The sequence below is a fragment of the Stagnihabitans lacustris genome, assembly GCF_025950525.1.
In the GTDB taxonomy this organism is placed as follows: domain Bacteria; phylum Pseudomonadota; class Alphaproteobacteria; order Rhodobacterales; family Rhodobacteraceae; genus Stagnihabitans.
The window spans coordinates 29,352-50,141 of sequence record NZ_JAPDGS010000014.1 but is presented as its reverse complement, the minus strand read 5'-3'; the positions used below and the strand labels follow the sequence as shown (position 1 = coordinate 50,141).

Genomic DNA, 20,790 nt, shown 5'->3' with positions numbered 1-20,790 from the left:
GTCTGAAACAGGCCCTGTTGCGGCGCAAAGCCCTATTCCACCGTAAAGGGCAGAAGGTCGATCGAGGCCTCTGCCCCGGCCTTTTGCAGCGCATGGGCGATCAGCCGCAGGGCGCCATCCGCGGAATGGCCATCCACCAGCGCCTCCAGCTCGGGCAAGGCGACCCCGGGCGACAGCGCCAACAGCATCTCGGAGGCGGGATCGCCCGAGACCTCCAGCCGCAGCGTCGCACGCCCCTCCGACAGGGGCAGGGGCGTGATGCGCCCGGTCTCGGCCCCGATCAGGTAAAGCCGCGCATGGGCATCGGCGCCGGCCAGGCGAATGGCCATCTCAGAGCCTGATTTCAGGGTCTCGCCCTGCTGACCTGTAACCTCCAACCCCGCTCCTTCCAACCCCGTAACCTCCATCTGGACCGGCGCCGTTGCGCCCGGCGCATCACGCAGGTTGGCCAGTTCGACCGCACCGCAAAAGGCATCATTGGGCGCAAAGCCCTGGGCCTGACGGGTCAGGCTTGCGCCCTGAGGCGGGGTGATGCCGTCCAGCGCCGCTTGCGCATTGGCGCCGACACCTTGCAGGACCAGGGCGGTATCGGACCCCTCCAGCCGCAGAAAGCTGCAACTGCCCAACAGGCTCTCGCGCAGCGGGGTCAGCTGAGAGAGAACCGCGGTGCGGATCTCGGCCGGGCTGGGCGTGGGTTCAGGCGCGGGTTCGGGTTGAGCGGGTTCGGGTTGAGTGGGTTCGGGGGCGGGCTCTGGAGCCACAGGTTCGGGAACCACTTCGGGAACCACTTCTGGGGCGGGTGCAGGCTCTGGTTGGGCGGGTGCGGCGGGTTCGGGGGCTTTGACGGGTTCGCTTGCCGCAGTTTGGGTGGGTTCGGTTTGGGTGGGTTCGGATTGCGTAGGCGGGCCGCCAAGGAACATATAGGCCCCGCCCCCGCCCAGCACCGCCACGACGCCCAAAGCCAAAAGCGGCACCAAGGCGCCGGATTTCTGGGTCTCGGATTTTTGGGGTGCAGATTTCTGGGGCGAGGCAGGCTTTGCGGGCGGCAAGAGATCGTCAAGATCGCCCAGACCGAGGGGTTCGGGAGCCGGGGAAACAGGTGCAGAAACAGGCGCAGAAACAGGCTCTGTGACGGCCTTTTCGGCTCTCGCGGGCGGCCCGGATTGGGGTGCGGATTGCGGCTTTTGCAGGCCCACGACGGTGCGGCCGTCACTGTCCTCGGCGGGGTCCTCTGCGGGGTCCGGCTCGGCCTGAACAGGGGCGGCAGGCGCACTGACGGGCGCCTTGACCGGGGGACGCTTGATCACCGTCGCCTCAAGGTCGAAGGCCTCGGCTTCAGGAAGCGGCGTCACAGGAAGCGGGGTCACGGGAGGCGGGGTGGGCTCCCTTGCGGGAGGCGGCGTCACCTCGACCGGCACAGAGGGGGACACGGCGGGGGATATAGCAGCGGCCACCAGAGGCGGGGTCGGCTCGGCCGGGGGAACAGACTCGGGGCCCGGCAGGACCTCGGGGCGCGGGGTCAGGACGGTGGGACCGGCGTCAAAGGCCTCGATCGGGCGGGGCAGCACGGGCTTGGCCTCGTCCAACAGCCGCAGAACCGCTTCCATGTTCAAGGGCCGGTCGGCGGGCTGCGGGCTGAGCATGGAGTGCAACAGCGGCTGCAGCTCGGGGGAAACGGCCGAAATATCCGGCACGCTTTGGCGGCGCATCACCGCCTCGCCGATGTTCTTGCCCATGTCCACGGCCTTGCCGCGGAACAGCCCAAGGATGATCAGCCCCAGCGAGTAAATATCGGTGCGCGCGTCGATCTCGTCGCCAAAAAGCCCCAGCTGCTCGGGTGCCATATAGCTGAACTTGCCGGCGATCTGACCGGCCAGCATGGATTTTTCCGCACTTTGCGCGCCACCCTTGGCGATGCCAAAGTCGATCAGCTTGGCCTTTTCGACGCGGCCATCCTCAAGGATGACGTTGTCGGGCGACAGGTCGCGGTGATAGACCTTGTAATCGTGGTTGTGCGCGGCCGCCAACCCCGAGGCCAGGCGCTTGGTCAGAAGCCGGATGTCGCCCGCCGTCATCGGCCCCTGTTCCATGCGTTCCTTCAGCGAGGGCCCGGGGACGAATTGCATGACCAGACAGGGGCGCCCGGTGGTCTGGTCGACGGCGTAAAGCTGATAGCGGACGATGGCTTCGTGGGCCAGTTCCTCCAGGATCAGCGCCTCACGCTCGAAGAGGGCCATATAGGTCTCGTTCCGGGCGAGGCTGGCCAGGATGATCTTGATCGCCACATTGCGCCCGGTCTGGACGTTGCGGCCGCGGTAGACCTCGCCCATGCCGCCGGCCTTGATCAGGCGTTCGACCTCATAGGCGCCGCCAATGATCTTGGCGCCGCTGGAGAGCGTCGTGGGATCGGGTCCGGCGCCTTGGTCAGTCACGTGTCATTCCTGCCTTTGCCCCCAGATTCGGGACCGTCTTGTCGTCGTCCGGCGTCACGGGCCGGCTGCCCACAGGTTTTGGCCCACAACGCACGACAATGACAGAGACATTATCCTTGGCGCCGCGCGCAAGGGTCAGATTGATCAGATCCTCGCAGGTGGCATGGGGATCGGGCAGGGCCATCATGGCGGCGATATCGGGGCCCAGCAGATGTTCGGTCAGCCCGTCCGAACACAGCAAGAAAACATCGCCCGACTGCGCCTGACCCGTCACCGTATCGGGATTGGCATGGTCAAAGACGCCGACCGCCCGGGTGATCACATTGCGCCGCGGCCAGGCGCGGGCCTGTTCGGGGGTCAATATGCCTTGGGACAAAAGCTCTTGCGCCTCGGTGTGGTCCTTGGACAGCTGATGCAACTGGCCATCGCGCAACAGATAGGCCCGGCTGTCGCCCGCCCAGACCACGGCAAATTGCGCGTCATGGCACAAAAGCGCCACCACGGTCGATCCGATCGTGGCGCCGCCCAGCTTGATCGAATGGTCGCGGATGTTGCGATGCGCCACCTCGATCCGGTCGATCAGCCGCGCCAGCATATCGGGCGCCGAGGTGGGCTGGCCCAACGTGGCTGCGGCGGCGGTGATCATGCCCGATGCCACTTCGCCCGCCTCATGCCCGCCCATGCCATCGGCCACGATCCAGACCCCGGCGTCTGGCAGGGCCAGGATACTGTCCTCGTTATGGTCGCGCACCATGCCGCGATGCGTCATGGCCGCAGAGAGGATCGGAAAGGGCGGGGTCATGGCAGGGTCTTCCCTTGGGCCCGCACCGCAAGGCGCGCGCCACAGGTCGCGGATATCCCGCGGCGCACCCGGGGGGCGCGCCGCGGGACGGGATCAAAAGACGATGCGGACCTGGGCCGTGACGCTTGAGGCTTCGGGGACGCTTTCGCCCGACCGCACGCTGCCCTCGAACTTCAGGAACATCAGCGCGTCCTTGCCAAACATCTGGCCGACGTTCTTGGTCATCGTATAGCCGATCGAGACCTCGCCGAAGGCGCCCAGGCTGGGCGAGTCGATCGTGGTCGAGCTGCCATTCGACGTGAAGGTCGAGGTGCGCTCGCCCTGGAAGTCCTTGTAGTAGTTGGCGGCCAGCGACACGGCCTGGCCTGCGCCACTGGCGGTGACGGGCAGGGCCTTGGTGATCGTGGCCCCACCAAACAGCACGGCAGAGTCGTAATCGCCGGTCTCCAGCTGGTTGTTGGCGTCAAACACCAGGGTATCGCCCGTCACGCGGGTCAGGCTGAAGCCACCGCTGGGGGTGATGTTCCAGTTGTTCTCCAGCTTGATCGAATACTGCAGGCGGGTGTTCAGGCTCAGCGACTGGCTGGACATCGACTTGTCGGCGCCCGCGGCAAAGATCGCCGGGGTCGATTCCGAGAAGTCGTAATCGGCATCGGCATAGCGCAATTGCACGTCGGCCGAGAGCTGACCCTTGCGGCCCGAGACATAGACCCCGGCATAGGTCTGGCTGAAGTCGGTGTTCAAGGTGCCCAGGGCGGCCACGTTGTTGCCAAAGCCGTCGATCGAGAATTCCTGCTGTTCGGTCTGGCCCTGGTTCAGGCCGGCCGTCACGCCCAGAACCGCCGACCAGCCGCCAAAGCGCCCGTCATAGCAGCCATAGTCGCCGCTGACCTGGGCCGAGATGTAATCGCCCTCGACCTTGTTCCCAAGGCCGCCGGCGTTCACATCGCCCTCGACCGTGGCCGTGCCATAGACCGCGCGGCCATAGCCCGCCTTGCGGCAGGCCTCGCCGGTCGATGTATCGGCCACAAGGCTGAAGGGGCTGACCGGACGGTTGATCAGCGAGGACAGCAGCTGTTCGGTCAGGGTCAGGTTGGCGGCCAGGCCGCCGATGGCGGGGTTGGGCGCCAGATAGGTGTAAAGCTCTCCGGTCCCGGCATCGGCCTGATACAGCCGGACCTGGGCGCCGCTGGCGATGGTGCCGGTGACGAACTTGTCCGCCGCCATGCCCGAGCCCGCGATCATCAGCACCTCTTTGTTGCCGATGCCGATGGCCTGGCCCGAGAAGTCGCCCAGCAGGTTGAAGGCCACGGTGCCGGTGCCGGCCAGGGTGCCGACCTCGACCGGGCTTTGCGCCATATTGGCCATGGTGAAGGTCGATTGCCCGTTCAGCGTCAGGCTGTTCATCGTCAGCTTGCCGCCGTCCGACAGGTTGAAGGCGCCTGCGTTGCTGGTGACATTGGCCGCGATATCGACATCGCCCAGGGCGATCAGTTCGGCGTTGTTGATCAGCGTCCCCGTGGTCGTGCTGCCCGAAGCCAGCGTCAGCGTCCCCGAGGCCAGGGTGGTCGTCCCGCCCAGCGTGCCGTTGTTGACGATGGCGCCCGACAGGTTGTTCGTGGTGCCGTTCAGCGCCCCGCCCGCCCCGATGATGCCGCCGGTGATCGTCGAGACCCCCGAGGCCGTGACCGCGGCATCCAGGCTGCCCGCGCTTTGGATATACGAGACGACCGAATTGGTCCCCGCGCCCGACAGGCTGCCGCCCGACAGCGTCAGCGAGGCCATGTTGGTGATCGTGCCGGCATTGGCCAGGCCCGAAGCCAGCGCCAGCGTGCCGCTGCCTGCGCCGTTCAGCGTGCCTGCGGCGGCAATCGCGCCGCCGCCCGAGATCGTGCTGGCGCCCGAGGCCGTGACCGTGCTGGCCAGGGAACCGCCGGTCTGGGTAAAGGTCGTGGCCGTGGCCGTGCCCGCCCCCGACAGCGTCGCCCCCGTCAGCGTCAGGCCGGTGGCCGTGATCGTGCCCGAGTTGGTGACTGCGCCATCCACCGTCACCGCAGCCCCGTTCAGCGTGCCCGTGATCGTGCCGCCCGACAGCGTCGAGGCGCCCGAGGCCGTGACCGTGGCGGCCAGCGATCCCGCGCCAGTCTGGGTATAGGTCGTGGTGCCGACCGACCCGGTGCCCGAAATCGTGCCGCTGTTGGTCAGGCCCTGCACCCCGGTCAGGGCGAAGGTGCCGGTGTTCAGCGTGGCCGTGTTGACGAAGCTGCCCGTCGAAGCGCCGGCCCCCGTCAGGGTGACGGTGCCATTGTTGACCACCGCTGCGGTGCTGCTGCCCGCGCCAAGGCTCAGCGTCCCATTCACCGTGGTGCCCGCGGTGATTGTGCCGTTGTTGGTCAGGGTGCTGCCCCCGGCCACCGTCAGGCCCGATCCGCCCAGCGTGCCGGTGCTTGTCACCGTGACCGCGCCATTCGAGGTGATGCCCGCCCCGTTCAGCGTGCCCGAAACCGAACCGCCCGACAGGGTCGAACCGGTCGAGGCCGTGACCGTGGCCGCCAGCGACGATGCCGCCCCGGTCTGGGTATAGGTCGTGGTGCCGACCGATCCGGTGCCGGAAATCGTGCCGGCATTGCTCAGGCCCTGCACGCCGGTCAGGGCGAAGGTCGCGGTGTTCAGCGTGGCGCCGGCGGTGTTGGTAAAGCTGTCATTGGCCGTGGCGGCGCCCGTCAGGGTGAAAGTGGCGTTGTTCGTGTTGTCGCCGCTGATCGTGCCGGACGCGTTCACCGTGCCATTGTTGACGATGCCGATCGAGGTGGTCCCGGTCGTGGTCAGCGTGCCCCCCGCATTGACCGTGACGCCCGTGGTGATCACGCCGCCGTTGGTCAGGGTATTGCCATTGGTGATGGTCACGCTGGTGCCGGCGATCTCGCCATTGTTGGTGACAGCGCCGCCCACCGTGACGACCCCGCCGTTCAAGACGCCCGCGGCGCCAATCGTGCCGCCGGTCAGGCTGGAACTGGTCGAGGCCGTGACCTCGGATGACAGCGTGCCATTGCTTTGCGTATAGGTGACCGTCTCGGCCGTGCCCGCGCCCGACAGCGTGCCACCTGACAGGGTCAAAGATGCCAGGCCCTGGATCGTGCCGTCATTTGCATAAGACGCGCTGACCGTGGCCGCTCCGGTGCCGGACCCATTCAGCACGCCTGCGGCCGCAATCGTGCCGCCCGACAGCGCAATGGTCCCGGTGGCCGTGACGTCGGTCGACAGGGTGCCGCCCGATTGCGTATAGGCCACCGTATCCGCCGTGCCCGCGCCCGACAGCGTGCCGCCCGACAGCGTCAGCGAGGCCAGGCCCTGGATCGTGCCGTCATTGGCATAAGACGCGCTGACCGTGGCCGCTCCGGTGCCGGACCCATCCAGCACGCCGGTGGCGCCGATCGTGCCGCCCGTCAGGGTCGAAGCCCCGGTGGCCGTGACCGTGGTCGACAGGGTGCCCCCGCTTTGGGCGTAATCCACCGTCGCCGTCGTGCCCGCGCCCGACAGCGTGCCGCCCGACAGCGTCAGCGCATCCAGGCCCTGGATCGTGCCGTCATTGGCAAAGTTGGCGCTGACCGTGGCCGTGGCCGTGCCGCCGCCATCCAGCGTGCCGGTCGGGCCCATCGACCCGCCCGACAGCGTCGCGCCGCCGGTGACATTGACCGTGGTGGCCAGGATGCCGCCGCTTTGGGCATAATCGACCGTATCCGTGGTCCCCCCGCCCGAGAAGGTGCCGCCCGTCAGCGTCACCGCCGCCATGCCGCTGATCGTGCCCTCGTTGACGGTCGAGCCCGACACCGTGGTCGTGGCCGCCGTGCCGCCGTCGATGATCCCCGCGGCGTCGATCGTGCCGCCCGAAAGGCTGGCCGTGCCGGTGACATTGACCGTGGTCGACAAGGTGCCGTCAGTCTGGATGTAATCCGCCGCCGTGACAGAGTTGGCCCCGAGGCCATCATCGGTCAGGATGCCCGCATTGGTCAGCGTGCCCACCCCGGTCAGCGCCGCCGTCAGCGTCATCGTGCCGGTCGCCGTGTTGGTGACATCGCCGGTCAGCGTGCCGCGGGCCTCGAAAGCCGCATTGTTGGTGACATCGGCCGTGATCGTGCCGTTTTCCAGCGCCAGAAGGCCGGCATCGACGGTGATCCCGCCCGAAACCGTCAGCCCGCCATTCAGCGCCACAGTCAGCTGGCCCGTGCCGCTGATCAGCACGCTGTCGGCCACCGCCGCGGTCCCGCTGGTGACGCGGGTCGGGTTCAGGGTCTGGTTCTCGATGAAGACAGTGTCGCCCGCCACGGGGAATACGCCCGCCGCAGGACCGGCCGACGATCCGGTCAGCCAGCTGCCCGGCAAGAGCCAGCTTTGACCGCCGCCGCCGCCCCAATACAGATCGGCCGAGAAAGAGATCTGCGGCAGGATCGAAACCAGGGCTGTGGTCGCCAGGACCAGACGGGCCCGCTTGCCCGCGCTTGCACCCCGGCCCCCCCGGTTTGCCTGCATCTTCGCCCCGTCAAAACCCGGACCGCGCCCCGAACCGCCATTGGAATCAATCATATCACTCTCCTGCAACACCTTGATTGCACGTACTCCCGGCCGAATGCCCGGAAGTTCATGCATGATTAACCATGGAGAATGAGGCCTGACGCGGTTTTGGCAAGCAAAAAAAGGCAAAATCGGGGCAAGGCGGGGGCCGCGCGCCCCAGAAGCCACAGCGCCTTGCCCCGCACGGCCCCCGCCTTGCCCCCGCCCGTCCAAAGAGTACCGGCCAAAGCGCAGGAAGCCTCTTGGTTGTGAGGCGGGGCGGGGGGAAAGGGAGGGGCGGGAAAGGGAGGAAGGGCCAGAGCCCGCAAGCGGCGGGGCGGGGACTGGGGGCGGGCGGGGGGCGGGCGGGGACTGGGGGCTAGAGGCGGGGATGGGGGCGGGGCTCCTCCTCCCCCAAGATATCGCTGAAGTCGTCACCCAACCCGGGCCCCAATTCGGGGCGCAATTCGGGACCCAGTTCGGGACCCAGTTCGGGGCTCACCCCATTTGTCCCCGCTCCGCCTGTTCCCGCTCCGCCTGTCCCATATCCACGCCCAGATCCATTCCGGGACCCGTTTGCCGGATCTTCGCCCCCCGCGTCAGGCTCGGGTGCCCCGAAAGCCTGCGCACCCGCCTCGGCACTCTTCCCGGCACTTTTCCCGGCCCCCATATCTGAAGCCGTATCCGGGGTCTTCTCTGGGGTCTTTTCTGTCGCCCGGTCATAGGCCTGGGCGAAATAGGCCAGGAAGACATCCATCATCCCCTGGTCATGGGTCAGGGTCCTTGCGTCCCAGTCGCGGGTATAGCGCGCCCAGGCCCTGGCCGCGCGCGAGGGGAAGATGCCGCCCTGCGCCCGGGCCTCGACCGTTTCGGGGGCCAGTTCGCCCAGCATCCGCGCCAGGGCCGATTGCATGGCGCCGTAACTGGCCGTCTGGTGCTGGCCGATATCGGCAAAGCCCTGACGAAAGGCCTCGGGCGCGGTCAGGAAAAAGCCCGGGCGCTGGATGAACAGCTGCTCCAGCGCGACATCGGCCCCGGGGCTGGCCTTGAGGGGATTGTTGCCGCGCGGCGCCATCATGGTGCGGTTGCGGCTGCGGATGGTCTTTTTCGTCGAGGCCCGCCCGGCCAGAAGGGTGATCATCGCCTCGGTGGCAATGCGCAGGCAGGCGCCGATCTCGGCCCCCAGCGTCTCGGGGTCCTGTTCCGCCAGGGCCTGCAGATCCAGCCCGGCGCTTTGGGCCATGGCCTGCAAGAGGCGCTGATCGGGGGGAGGCGGTTCGGAAGCGCGTTCGGGGCGCGGTTCGGGGCGCGGTTCGGGGCGCGGTTCGGGGCGCGGTTCGGGGCGAAACTCCGGCCCCAACCCTGGCCCCAACCCTGGCCCCGACCCTGGTCTAAATTCTGGCCTAAATTCTGGCCTAAACTCGGGAACCCGCTCGGGAGGGGGGGCCGGCAGCGGGGCAAAGCCGTAATCGGGCGGGTTCTCTTCCAGCACGGCCTGGATGCGGTAATGGCCGATGACGATCAGGTCGTCATGGGTCAGGCGGCGGATCCCCTCCAGCGGACGGCCATTGACCGTCGTGCCGTTCTTGGAGACATCCTGCAGCCAATAGGCGCCCTCCTGGTAATGCACGCGCAGATGTTCGCCCGAAATGCGCTTGTCAGGATCGGGCAGGACCCAGGCCATGGCGGGATTGCGCCCGATCTGAAAGCCATGCCCCTCGGTCCGATGCGCCAAGGGAAAGCCCTCGGGCAGGCCCGCCATATTGGTGATGCGCAGCGTCAGACGTGGCACGTTCAACTGACCCGACATTGCGATCTGGCCCTTCCGATGCGGTCTTGCGACCCGGCATGGGCCATTACTGCGGCCAAGCGGGGCCTGGCGCAAGAGCGGCCAGGGGGGCCGGGCCGCCCGGGCGCCCCGCAAGGCCGGAGTTTCGGGGGGGAATTTTCGCAGGCCTTTCCCCCCGGAGCTTGCTGGAGGGCCTTTGGGGGGCGGAAAGGGGACTTGGCAAAGGGACTGGGCCGGGGGACTGGGCCAGAAAATTTGGCCAGAAGATTTGGCCGGGGGACTTAGCCGGGGGTCTGGGCCATCAGGCTTTGGGCCATGACGACGCATTGCGCCAGGTTGCGGCGGCGGTCTTCTTGCGGGATGCGCGCCAGGGCCAGAAGCACCCCGGTCGCCACCGCCTGACCCGTCATGTGGCCCGTCATGTGGCCCGTCACGGGAGCCGTCACGGGAGCCGCAACTTCGGGAGCCGCCCAGCCGGCGCCAAGCGCCACCCAGGCGCCGGGGCCGCGCGGGCTTTGCAGCGCGCGCAACAGCGCCCCGTTGCGGCTGGCCTCGTCCTGGGCCGAGACCCAGCGCGCGGCCAGGGCCAGAAGGCTGCGATCCTCGGTCGTCACCACCTCGGGCCGGGCCAGGAGACATTCATGCCCCCACCAGACCGCAAGCCTTGGGGTCAGGGCCTGGGCGGCGAAGGTCAGGGCCTCTTCGGGGATGGGGCTTGTGGCCAGGCGGGCCAGGAAGTCGGCGGCGCTCTCGGCCGGAAGCGGCCGGGCCGAAAGCGCCGCCGCAAGCTCGGGCAGGGCCTGAAGCAGATCGGCAGCCAGGGCAAAGCGCAGGGGGGACAGGGTCAGGGTCATGCAAAGGCCGCGGTCATCAGGGGGCAAGCCTAAGCCAGCCGCGATCCGGGGGCCAGAGGGTTGTAAGGGAGCGGGTTGTAAGGGGGCGGGTTGTGACGAGAGGCTTGAGGGGGTGCAGGTTTGGCGGTTAATCAACATTATGTCACAAGTTGAATATCCGGGCCAGATCACGGGATCAGATCACGGGATCAGATTATGGGGATAGGTCCTGGGGGGCCCTTGCCCAACCTGCACTTGCCCAGCCTGCCCTTGCGCCAGCCTGCACTTGCGCCAGCCCAACGCGTGTTCAGCCCATCTTGTTCAGCCCGTCTCGCGGGCATCGACCAGGCGGCGGAAGACGGCATTGTCGCGATACAGGTCGTCGTGGCGGCCCAGGCCCACCATGCGGCCCTGGTCCAGCACCAGGATCTGGTCACAGGCCTGCACGGTGGAAATCCGATGCGCGATCAGGATCACGGTCTTGGGCGCGCCGCCCGCGCTTTCGGCAGCCGCACTCAGGGCGGCGATGGCGCGCACGACCTCTTGTTCGGTCAGGTTGTCCAGCGCGCTGGTCGCCTCGTCGAACACGATGATCCCGGGGTTGCGATAGAGCGCGCGGGCGATGCCGATGCGCTGGCGCTGACCGCCCGACAGGCGCACGCCGCGCTCGCCCACCTCGGTGTCAAAGCCCTGCGGCAGCCGGGTCTCGATGAAGTCGGCGATCTGCGCCATCCGCGCCGCCTCACGCAGGCGGATGGGGTCGATTTCGTCCCGCGGCAGGCCCAAGGCGATGTTTTCCCCCACCGAAGCATCCAGCAAGAACACATCCTGCGGCACATAGCCCAGATCGGCCTGCCAGCCGCGCAGGGTCTGGGGCGTGACCGGGATGTCATCGACCAGGATGGCGCCGGATTCAGGCGTCAGAAGCCCCAGCAAAAGGTCGACGAAGGTCGTCTTGCCCGCCCCCGTCGGCCCCACGATGCCCAGGGTGGAACCGGGCGTGATCGTCAGGCTGACGCCCTCGACCGAGGGGCCTTCGGACTGCGGATAGCGGAAGGACAGGTCGCGGATCTGCACGGAGCGGGTGAAGGGCAAGGGGGGGGCCTGGGTCTCGGGGAGGGGGGGCAGGAGGGCGGCCTGGGCCAGATCGGCGGACACGCGGTCCAGCGCCGAGGCGCCATAGCGCAGCTGCGACAGCGCCTGATAGATGCCCTGCACCGCGGGCATCAGCCGATAGCCTGCAAAGGCGTAAAACCCCAAAAGCGGCAGGATGTCGGCCATGGCCTCGGATTGGCCGGTGCCCGCCGCCGCATGGGTCAGCATCAGCGACACCGCCAGCAGCAGGATGCCGCCAAAGGCCACGGCCTCGATCGCATAGCGCGGGATCGTGGCCAGGCTCATCGTGGCCGCACGCAGGCTGGCGTAATCCTGGCAGGTCTGGGCAAAGCGCTGGCGATAGCGGGTCTCGTTGCCCAGAAGCTTGGTGATCTTGATGCCGCCCATGGCCTCGTTGATCAGGCGAAACCGGGTCTGGATCAGCGCCGATTGCTGCGCCCCTGCCCGGTCAAGATAGCGCCGCACGCCCAGATAGACCGTGCCGTAACAGGCCGCCAGCACCGCGACACCGATGGCGGCCACCAGGGGATTGACCGCGACCATGAGCCCGGCCAGCAGCACCAGAAGCACGCCCTGCGCGATCAGGGCGGCGATGGGCTGATAGATCAGCGTGGTCAGAAGCTCGACCTCGGAGAGCAGGTTCTTGGCCAGGTCGCCGCTGTTGTGATGCAGGAAAAAGGCATAGGGCTGGCGCAGATAGGTTTCCATCAGACGGGCGCCGATGGCCTGGGTCCGGGTCTGGGTCACGCGGTTGACGAAGTAGAAGCCAAGGCTGCGCACCAAAGCCGCAAAGACCAGAAGCGCAAAGGCCAAAAGGCCCAGAAAGACCAGAAACCCGCGCTGATCCAGGCCGGTCAGGCCCTGCAGCCCGGACAGCCAGGGGTTCGAGGTGACAAGGCCCGGATTGGCCAGCACGGCCAGAAAGGGCATGACCGACAGCGTGCCCAGGCTGTCAAAGAGCGCCATGACGATCGAGATCACGACAACGGCCCAGGCGCGCTTGCGATCGCGGCGGGTCAAGAGAAGATAGGCCTTGGCGAATTGGGTCACGTGGCGTCCTTGGTGGCAGTCTGGGGGTCGGCAGTCTGGGGGTCGGCAGTCTGGGGGGCCGCAGTTTGGGGGGCCGCAGTTTGGGGGGGTGGCGGCCGGGAGAAGAGGGGAGAACGCCTGTCACGGCAAGGGGGGTTGGGGGGCCAAGAGGTCTTCGGGCGGCAAAAGGCGATTTTCGCCGCCGGGATCGACAAAGCCCAGAAGGGCGATGTCGCGGAAGCGGATGGTCTGGCCAGAGTCCGTATGTCCGGGGCCCGTATGCCCAGGTTCCGTATGCCCGGGTTCCGTGCGATCTGGCCCCACAAGGGTGAAGACGGCGCCCTGAGGGGTCTGGTCGCCAGTCAGGTCGCCAGTCTGCTTGCCGGTCAGGTCGGGGGTCAGGTCGGGGGTCAGGCGGTAATCGGCGGGCTGGCCTTGCAGGATCAGGACATCGCGGCCCCCGCCTCCGATCACCAGGTCGTGGCCAAGGCCGGGAATGAAGCGCTCGGCCCCGGTGCCGCCCATCAGGACATCATCCAAGTCGGTGCCAAGCAGGGTGTCAAGGTCGGAGCCAAGGAGGGTTTCGCGCCCCGCAGAGGAGGGATCGGAAGCAGCGGCCGCAGCGGCGCCCGACAGGGGGAGCGCAGAGAGCGTGACCACGCCCTGTTGATACTCCACCCCGCCGCCTGTCCCGAACCAGGCCTTTTGGGTCATGTTCAGCCGGGTCAGCATGGTGGCCAGCGGGTTGGTGGCCAGAAGATCGGCAGCCGGGGCATTGGGGGCGGGGGCGTTGAAGGAGGGGGCATGGCTTTGGCCCAGATGGGTGTAAAGCCCCCAGGCGCCGGTTTTCGAGGTGGCGGCCACCTCGACCAGCGGCATGAAGGGCCCGTCCGATATCTGCGCCCAACCCTGCCAGAGCCGCCGATAAAGCTCTGCCATCTGCGGCCCATGGGCATAGGCGGCGAAGAAAGGGGTCAGGATCTCTTGGTCGGTCTTGGTCAAACCGGTCACGGCAAAGGACTGAAGCAGGTGCTGGCCGCCCTCATAGGCCACCAGGTCCAGGCCATGGGTCTTGGCCAGGCTTTGCATCTCGGCCAGTTGGGCCAGGACCTGGGGGATGGATTGCGGATAATCGGGGTCCAGCATCCGCAGGGTCAGCCAATCGGCCGCCGCCCGGGGATCGGCCTGGACGCGGGCCACAAGATCGGCGCGCAGGGCGTCATCCGACATGGTGGCCCCGCCGAAATAGGTCGTCACGGCCAGGCTGTCGAAGGTGCTGGCCGGATCGACATGGCCCGCGGGGTCGCGCGCGCGCCACAGCACGGGGGACAGCAGGCGGGCCGCGGCCCAGGCATTGCCGGTCTGGGCGCCGAGAACATGATCGAGCCGCGCCCTGGCCTCGGCGCCGAAGACCTGGTCCCAGATCTGCGCCGAACCTGTGGCCAGCATGACCTGGTAATCGAGCCAGGCGGCTTTGTCCCAATCCGACTTGTCGTCGCCGTTCCAGGCGGCCCTGGCCTGGGCCTCGATCCATCGGGTCTGGGGGAAGGCCCAGTTCCACATCTCGTTGCTGTATTCGACATGGATTTTCAGCCTTGGGTCCATCTGGTCGCGGACCCGGGTGGCGAAGCTGACGATCCAGGCCTTTGAGGCGCCGGCGGGGATCGAGAACCAGGGCTCGGCCCCGACATCATTGGCCAGGCGCGTCATGAGGTCGACCGGCACGCCATGTTGCATATAGCTGGCATCGTCAAGCCGCGCCAGGCGCTGGCCGTCCCAGGTGTCGCCCGTGGTGCCATCGACCTGGAGCCAGTCCTTGAAGCGCAGGACGCGGGCATCCTCGATCACCGCGCGCCACCGGGGGTCGAAGACCTGCCCCAGGTCATGGAGCGGCTGATACTCTTGCCGGACAAGGGTGATGTCGCGGATATGGTCGCCGCTTTGGTCGGGATCGGTGGTCAGGATGTTCAGGATCATCTGGCCGCCGGTCGGATTGGCAAAGATGATCTCGCCGGGTTTTTGCGACAGGATCTGCAGGGCGGCGTTCAGCTGCAATTGCCCCCTGCCCCGGTGGCGCAGGACATAGACCCCCGCGCGCGAGGCGGCGGCGCCGGCATCCTGCGGGTTCCAGTCCCAGATCGTGCCGACCGCGGTCATGCCGGGGGGGATGGCCCGGGGCCAGCCCTGGGCATCCAGCCAGCCGCCTGCGGCAAGGGCCTGGTTGCTCATCGCCTCCCAGGCGTCGGGGGAATGGGCGAGGAAGGGGCGCGCGGTCTTCATCAGGTCAAGGAAGGGCATGGCGGTCGACCAGTCGGACACTCCGTTCAGGCCAAGGGCCAGGGTCGGGTCGGCAAGGCCCGCGGCGGGGGGGAGGCCGGAGGCGGGGGGAGGGCCGGAGGCGGGGGGGACAAGGTTTTGGGCGCGCAGGTCTTGGGGGCCCAGGAGGGGCAGGGCAAGGCAGAGAGCCAGGGCCGCAAGGGGCGCGCGGCTGCGGGAGAGGGCGGGGGAGAGGGCGGGGGAGAGGGGCGCGCGCCCTGCCCTGCCCCGGTCTTGGCGGCTGGGGGCTTGGCGGCTGGGGGGTTGCGTGGCGTCCGGTTGGGAGGGGTCAAGTTTCGGGCGCAGGCGCAGGCGTCCGGCCAGGGCTCCGGCGATCAGCCAGGTCAGGGGGGTCATGGTGGCATTGGGGATCATGTCGACCAGGTTGGCCACCAGGATGAGGCCGAGCGCGGCGGCCTCGGGGTTGAGGCTCTTGCCGGGGGGGGAGAGGCCGCGGGCCAGTCCCAGCGCGATGATCGGCCCGCCCAGGAGGCCATAGGTCGCCAGATAGCCCAGCCAGCCCTTGACCCCCATGACGATGACCCAGGCGCCATCGGTCTCTGCCTTGTCGGCGCCGGTTTCGGCATCATAGACGCGGTTGCGCCCATAGCCGCCCCAGCCGCTGAGGGGCTTTTCATTGGCATGGTCCAGAAGCATGTCCTCATTCCTGAGGCGGTAGGCGAAGGAGGAGGCGCGGTCGGGGCTGAGGCTCTCGACGGCGGAGAGCAGGGGTTGGACGGGGATGAGCCCCGCGCCACGCAGCATCGGATAGGCCAGGAGGACGGTGGCGAGGAGGGCCGCGGCCAGGATCTGCAGGCGGGGGGGGAGGACGAGGAGCGGGGCGAGGACGACGAAGACCAGGGCTGCGCCAAGGGAGTTGCACAGGAAGACCATGGCGGTCAGCCCCAGGCCCAGGGCGGTGGCCGGTCCGCGGCCAAAGCCTGCGCCGCGGATAAGCGCGAGGCCCGCCAGCGCCGCCATGGCCATGAAGATCGCCAGCCACAGCCCATGCTGGAGAAAGACCACAGGGCGATAGCCAAAGCCACGCACCGCCTGCTCGAAGGACTGGAAGAGGAAGCCATAGAACCAGTTGCTGAGCTGGGGGCTGAGGCGCAGCTCCAGCAGGATCGGCAGGCTGTAGAGGACGGCCCCCCAGGCCAGGACCTGCAGGAGGATGCGTTGATCCTCGGGGCGGCCCAGGAGGCGCTGGCCGAGGAGGAAGGGCAAGAGCGTGACAAGCGCGGCCTGGGCCATGGCAAAGCCGTCATAGAGCCGGAGGCCCGACAGGAGGCGGGGGCCCATGGTCACGGCTTCGGTATTGGAGGCGGCGGTGAGGAAGGGGGCGAAGATCAGGACCAGGACCAGGGCCTGGAAGATCAGGGGCAGGCGGCGGCGGGTCCAGCCGGGCTCGGGCGCGGGGGTGGGGCCGCCACGCCGGGCACGGGTGAAGGATGGGGCGCGGGTGACGGATGGGGCGTTTGGGGGGGCCTCTTGGGGACTGGTCCTGGCGGCTGCGGGGCGGCTGCGGGTCATGGTCCGGGGCTCGGCGCCGAGGATCACGACCATGAGGGCGGCGGCAAGGGCAGGGATCAGGTCCTTGGACAGGGTGGGCAGCAAGGGAAAGTCGATCCCAACGCCGAAGGGCAAAAGGAGGTAGCCGCCGATGATCGAGACGCAAAGCGCCATGGCCCGGTTTCGCGTGCGAAACAGCCAGAGCACGACCAGGGGCCAGCCGAAGAGGACGACATAGGCGAAGGTATTGCCCATGGGGGGATGCGGCCCTTTCTGCGGCCCCGCGCCTTGCGGTGCGGTTGTGATGCGGTCCGGTCCTGTTATAGTCGGCCTTGGATCGGACGGGCAAAGGGAATGTGGCCGCCGGTCTTGACCAATGATTTGCCACAGAAAACCACAGGACGGCGCCGATTGTCAAAGGAAGCCCAGCCCCCCGTTCCGCAACCTCCGGCCACCGGGGATGTTGTGGCCATCGTGGTGAATTATGGCACAGCCGACCTGGCCCTGGCGGCGGTTGGCAGCCTTTTGGACCCCAGCCTTTTGGACCCCAGCCTTCCGGATCACAGCCGGTTGGCCCATGTCCACCTGGTCGACAATGCCTCGCCGGGGGGGGATGGGCTGCGGCTGGCGGCCGAGATCGCGGCGCGGGGTTGGGGCGCGCAGGTGACGCTTTGGGCCGAGACGGTGAATCACGGCTTCGGGCGCGGCAACAACCTGGTGATCGACCGGCTTCTGGCCGAGGGCGGGGGGACAAAGGTCTTTCTGTTGAACCCCGATGCCCAGGTGACGGGCGATGCCCTGGGGCTTTTGGCGGCCTTCCTGGATGACCATCCCGGGGTCGGCGCCGTGGGGGCGCGGATCGAAAAGCCGCAGGGCGATGGCCCGCCCTGCCCCGTGACCGCGGCCTTCCGCTTTCCCTCCCTGGTCTCGATCTTTGCCCAAAGCGTCGGCTTTGGCCCGGTGACGCGGCTCTTTGCGGCCTGGACGGTGGCCCTGCCCCCGGATCAGCCCACAGGCCCGGTCGACTGGGTCTCGGGGGCGGCGGTGATGTTCCGACTGGAGGCGCTGCGGGCGGTGGGCGGCTTTGATCCCGATTTCTTCCTCTACCACGAGGAAGTCGAGCTGATGCACCGCCTGGCCCGCGGGGGCTGGCAGACCTGGCACCTGGCCGAGGCCCTGGCGCTGCATGCCGAAGGTGCGGCCACGGGCGTGCGCAGCAACGAGGGCCTGCGCAAGCGCCGCCCGGGTTACTGGTATGACTCCTGGCGCCATTACATGACCAAGACCCATGGCCGGGCCGGCGCGCTGCTGGCGGCGGGGCTTTGGATGACGGGGGCCACGCTGAACCATGTCATCGCGGCGCTCCGGCGTCGTCCCCCGGCCGCGCCTCTGCAGTTTTACGGCGATCTTTGGACCCATGTCCTGCATCCCCTCCTGCGGCCCCCCCATGGGTGACAGCCTGGCCGCCGTGGTGATCGGACGCAACGAGGGCGCAAGGCTCGTACGCTGTCTCTCTTCGCTGGCGGGCGGGGTCGCGCGCATCGTCTATGTCGACAGCGGCTCGACCGATGGATCGGTCGAAGCCGCCCGCGGCCTTGGCGCCCTTGTCGTCCCGCTGGACCCTGCCCTGCCCTTCACCGCCGCCCGCGCCCGCAATGCCGGTTGGGCGGCGTTAGAGACAGATCCGCCCGATGCCGTCCTCTTCGTCGATGGCGATTGCGAGGTGCAGCCGGGCTGGATTGCGACGGCCCAGGCCTTCCTGACCGCCCATCCAAAAGTCGCCGTGGTCTGTGGCCGCAGACGCGAACGCTTCCCCGAAGCCTCGGTCTATAACAGGCTCTGTGACCGCGAATGGAACCGCCCGGCCGGCGAAACCGCCTCTTGCGGCGGCGATGCGCTGATCCGCTGGGCGGCGCTGACGGCGGTCGGCGGCTATGACCCTGCCCTGATCGCCGGCGAAGAGCCCGACATGTGCCTGCGCCTGCGCGACCAGGGCTGGACGATCTGGCGCCTGGCCGCCGAAATGACCCTGCATGACGCGGCCATCACAAGGCTGTCGCAATGGGCCAAACGCTGCCGCCGCACCGGCCATGCCTATGCCGAAGGCGCCTTCCGCCACGGCGGCGCCCGACTCGGCGGCCCAGGCCAGCGCCGCGCCCTGATCTGGGGTGTGATCCTGCCGCTTTTGGCCTTGTCAGGGACTGTTTTCACCCCCTGGGCCACGCTCCTCTTCCTCGCCTGGCCGCTGCAGATCCTCCGCCTCGCCGCCCGCCCGCCACAGCGTTTCGCGCGCGAAACCTGGGAGGAAGCCTTCTTCCTCACCCTGGCCAAATTTCCCGAGGCCCGAGGCGTGGTCGAATTCCACCTCCGCCGCCTGTTGGGCCGCAGCCGGGGGCTGATCGAATACAAATGAGCCCCGAACATCTTCTGATCCTGCAATATGGCGACTATGGCGCGGCCTTCCGCCGCCTCGAACAGGGCCTGCCCGAGACCTACCGCGACCAGAAGGCCTCGGTCGACCTGGTGGCAAGCCTTGCCCAAAGCGGGCGTTTCCGCGTCACCACCCTGGCGATCTGCGAGCGCCCCCATGACGAGATCCTGGCCCCCGGCCTGCGCTCCATCGGCATCGCGAAAGCCACGGCCTATAGCGCGCGCAGGCTCTTGCCCCTGCTGCGCCGCCTGGACCCCGACCGGCTGATCCTGCGCAGCCCCCACCTGACAACCGCAATCTGGGCCAGGCTCCGCGGCCTGCCCACCCTGCCGACCTTCGCCGATCTTTTCACCCCGGGCCCCCTGCGCCAGCGGGTGAAAGCCCGCGCCCTCGCCTGGGCGCTCTCGGGGCCAAATGTCACTTGCGTGGCCAACCACAGCCGCAACGCCACGGCTTCGCTGCACCTGGTCCTGGGCCTGGCCCCGTCCCGAACCCTGGCCTGGGACCACCCCGCCCTGCCCGCCGATCCGATGCCCAAAGCCCCCGCCTCCCGCCCCTTCCGCATCTTTTACGCCGGCGTCATCCGCCCCGAAAAGGGCGTCGAGGATATCCTCTCCGCCGCCCGCCTCCTGCCCGACCTGGGCTTCGACCTTGCAGGCCAGCCCGCCACCGGCCCACTCTCGCACTGGCAAGACCGCGCCCCGCCCAATGTCCGCTTTCTCGGCCCCCTGCCCCATGCCGAGATCCAGGCCCGGATGCGCCAGGCCGACCTGATCCTGGTCCCCTCGCATCACAGCTACCCCGAGGGCCTGCCCAACACGATCTATGAGGCCCTGGCCGCCCGCACGCCCCTGGCCATCTCGGATCATCCGGCCTTTGCCGGCCGCCTCAGACCCGACCGCGATGCCCTGATCTTTCCGGCCGCCAACCCCGCAGCCCTGGCAGCCACAATCGAAAGGCTCAGGTCGGACCCCGCCCTGCAAATCCGCCTGTCAGAGGCCGCCCCCCAGGCGCTGAACGCCCTGCGCCACGGCGCCCTCTGGTCCCAGATCGTCACGGAATGGGTCAATGACCCCAGAAACCGGACCGGCTGGCTTGCCAGGCTGCAAACCTCAGGCTGAAAGCCGGTTCTGCGCCACCCACTCCGCCAAAGCCGCAAAGCGCCCATCGCGGCTGTTCAACTTGTGAACCGGCAAAAGCGCCAGCACCTCTTCGGCCGATTGGAAAAACGCCGCCTCCGGCGTCTCGCGGTCGCGCGACATGGCGCCGATCAGATGCGGCAGATCGGCCCAGCGTTTGGGCACCCGATCCCAGATCGCGGCCAGATCGGGATCGGACCGCACCATCCAGGCAAAATTGTAAAACGTCACCGCATAGGGGTAAAACACCGATTTCCGCCCGCCCGCCGGATCGACGAACCACAAAGTGTCGCGCGCCGCCCATTTGCGGCAATAGGTCCAATAGGCCCAAAGCCGCCGCTCGATCAAAGCCCGCCGCCAGGTCGGATACAGCCGCGGCGTGCGCAGGTAATCGACGAACAGATCCCGCCAGGCCGTGATCAGCGGATGGCCCGGCGCGGCATAGAGAAACCAGGTCTGCAAGGTCAGGTTCGGGTCCCCCGGCGAGCGAAAGGCAAAGAACCCCGCCTGTTTCAACTCGGGCGTCAGCCATTCGGCCAGCGGCCGCGTCGGCAACAGCGTCGCATCGACCCAGACCCCGCCTGTCCGCGCCAAAAGCACCTTGCGCACCAGATCCGACGTGATCTGCGCCGTGATCCGGGGCTGGCTGATGCCATGTTCGGCCAAGATCGCATCGGCCTCGGCCTGTTCGACGACATGCAACCGGCACTCCGGGTTGAAAGCCTCCCACAGGTCAAAGACCCGGCGCACGAAATCGGGCGCCTTGTCACGGCCCTGAAACCAGGCCGTGTAGATCATCATCGGCTTGGTCGGCGCAACCGTCGCGGGCTCGGGCTCCAA

The 20,790-nt window shown here is 68.1% G+C and carries 11 protein-coding genes; 3 read left to right on the top strand and 8 right to left on the bottom strand.

Annotated elements, in window-relative coordinates; translation table 11 throughout:
- Positions 1-32: 32 nt before the first annotated feature.
- From NX862_RS18720 to NX862_RS18690, 7 genes are all read right to left on the bottom strand, one after another.
- The gene (locus NX862_RS18720) at positions 33-2,432 is read right to left on the bottom strand and encodes a serine/threonine-protein kinase (protein ID WP_264495466.1); all 2,400 of its coding nucleotides are present in this window, start codon (positions 2,430-2,432) and stop codon (positions 33-35) included.
- Positions 2,425-3,234 (bottom strand): PP2C family protein-serine/threonine phosphatase, encoded by an 810-nt coding sequence (locus NX862_RS18715; protein WP_264495465.1) that lies wholly within the window; start codon positions 3,232-3,234, stop codon positions 2,425-2,427. Before NX862_RS18715 ends, NX862_RS18720 begins: the two co-directional genes overlap by 8 nt.
- Before the next feature lie 93 nt (positions 3,235-3,327).
- Entirely contained in the window at positions 3,328-7,818 is a 4,491-nt protein-coding gene (locus tag NX862_RS18710; protein WP_264495464.1) for a beta strand repeat-containing protein, read from the bottom strand.
- Positions 7,819-8,164: 346 nt separating this feature from the next.
- Positions 8,165-9,595, bottom strand: a complete 1,431-nt coding sequence (gene tagH / locus NX862_RS18705) for a type VI secretion system-associated FHA domain protein TagH (protein ID WP_264495463.1) — start codon at positions 9,593-9,595, stop codon at positions 8,165-8,167.
- Positions 9,596-9,855: 260 nt separating this feature from the next.
- Positions 9,856-10,428 (bottom strand): DUF6931 family protein, encoded by a 573-nt coding sequence (locus NX862_RS18700; protein ID WP_264495462.1) that lies wholly within the window; start codon positions 10,426-10,428, stop codon positions 9,856-9,858.
- Positions 10,429-10,728: 300 nt separating this feature from the next.
- Positions 10,729-12,573 carry an ABC transporter ATP-binding protein gene (locus NX862_RS18695; protein ID WP_264495461.1) on the bottom strand — a complete coding sequence of 615 codons (1,845 nt, stop codon included), beginning with the start codon at positions 12,571-12,573 and terminating at the stop codon, positions 10,729-10,731.
- A gap of 120 nt (positions 12,574-12,693) precedes the next feature.
- The gene (locus tag NX862_RS18690) at positions 12,694-16,635 is read right to left on the bottom strand and encodes a calcium-binding protein (protein ID WP_264495460.1); all 3,942 of its coding nucleotides are present in this window, start codon (positions 16,633-16,635) and stop codon (positions 12,694-12,696) included.
- 156 nt (positions 16,636-16,791) lie between these two features.
- On the opposite strand from NX862_RS18690, the gene NX862_RS18685 reads away from it, so the two are divergent.
- From NX862_RS18685 to NX862_RS18675, 3 genes are read left to right on the top strand one after another with little or no spacing between them, the layout of a single operon-like run.
- Positions 16,792-17,835 carry a glycosyltransferase family 2 protein gene (locus tag NX862_RS18685; RefSeq protein ID WP_264495459.1) on the top strand — a complete coding sequence of 348 codons (1,044 nt, stop codon included), beginning with the start codon at positions 16,792-16,794 and terminating at the stop codon, positions 17,833-17,835.
- Positions 17,828-18,793, top strand: a complete 966-nt coding sequence (locus NX862_RS18680) for a glycosyltransferase family 2 protein (RefSeq protein ID WP_264495458.1) — start codon at positions 17,828-17,830, stop codon at positions 18,791-18,793. Before NX862_RS18685 ends, NX862_RS18680 begins: the two co-directional genes overlap by 8 nt.
- Positions 18,790-19,932: a glycosyltransferase family 4 protein gene (locus tag NX862_RS18675; RefSeq protein ID WP_264495457.1), complete on the top strand. Its 1,143-nt coding sequence runs from the start codon at positions 18,790-18,792 to the stop codon at positions 19,930-19,932. Before NX862_RS18680 ends, NX862_RS18675 begins: the two co-directional genes overlap by 4 nt.
- Here the strand turns inward: NX862_RS18675 and NX862_RS18670 are convergent.
- The gene (locus NX862_RS18670) at positions 19,924-20,790 is read right to left on the bottom strand and encodes a capsular polysaccharide synthesis protein (protein WP_264495456.1); all 867 of its coding nucleotides are present in this window, start codon (positions 20,788-20,790) and stop codon (positions 19,924-19,926) included. The two genes, NX862_RS18675 and NX862_RS18670, sit on opposite strands and share 9 nt — an antisense overlap.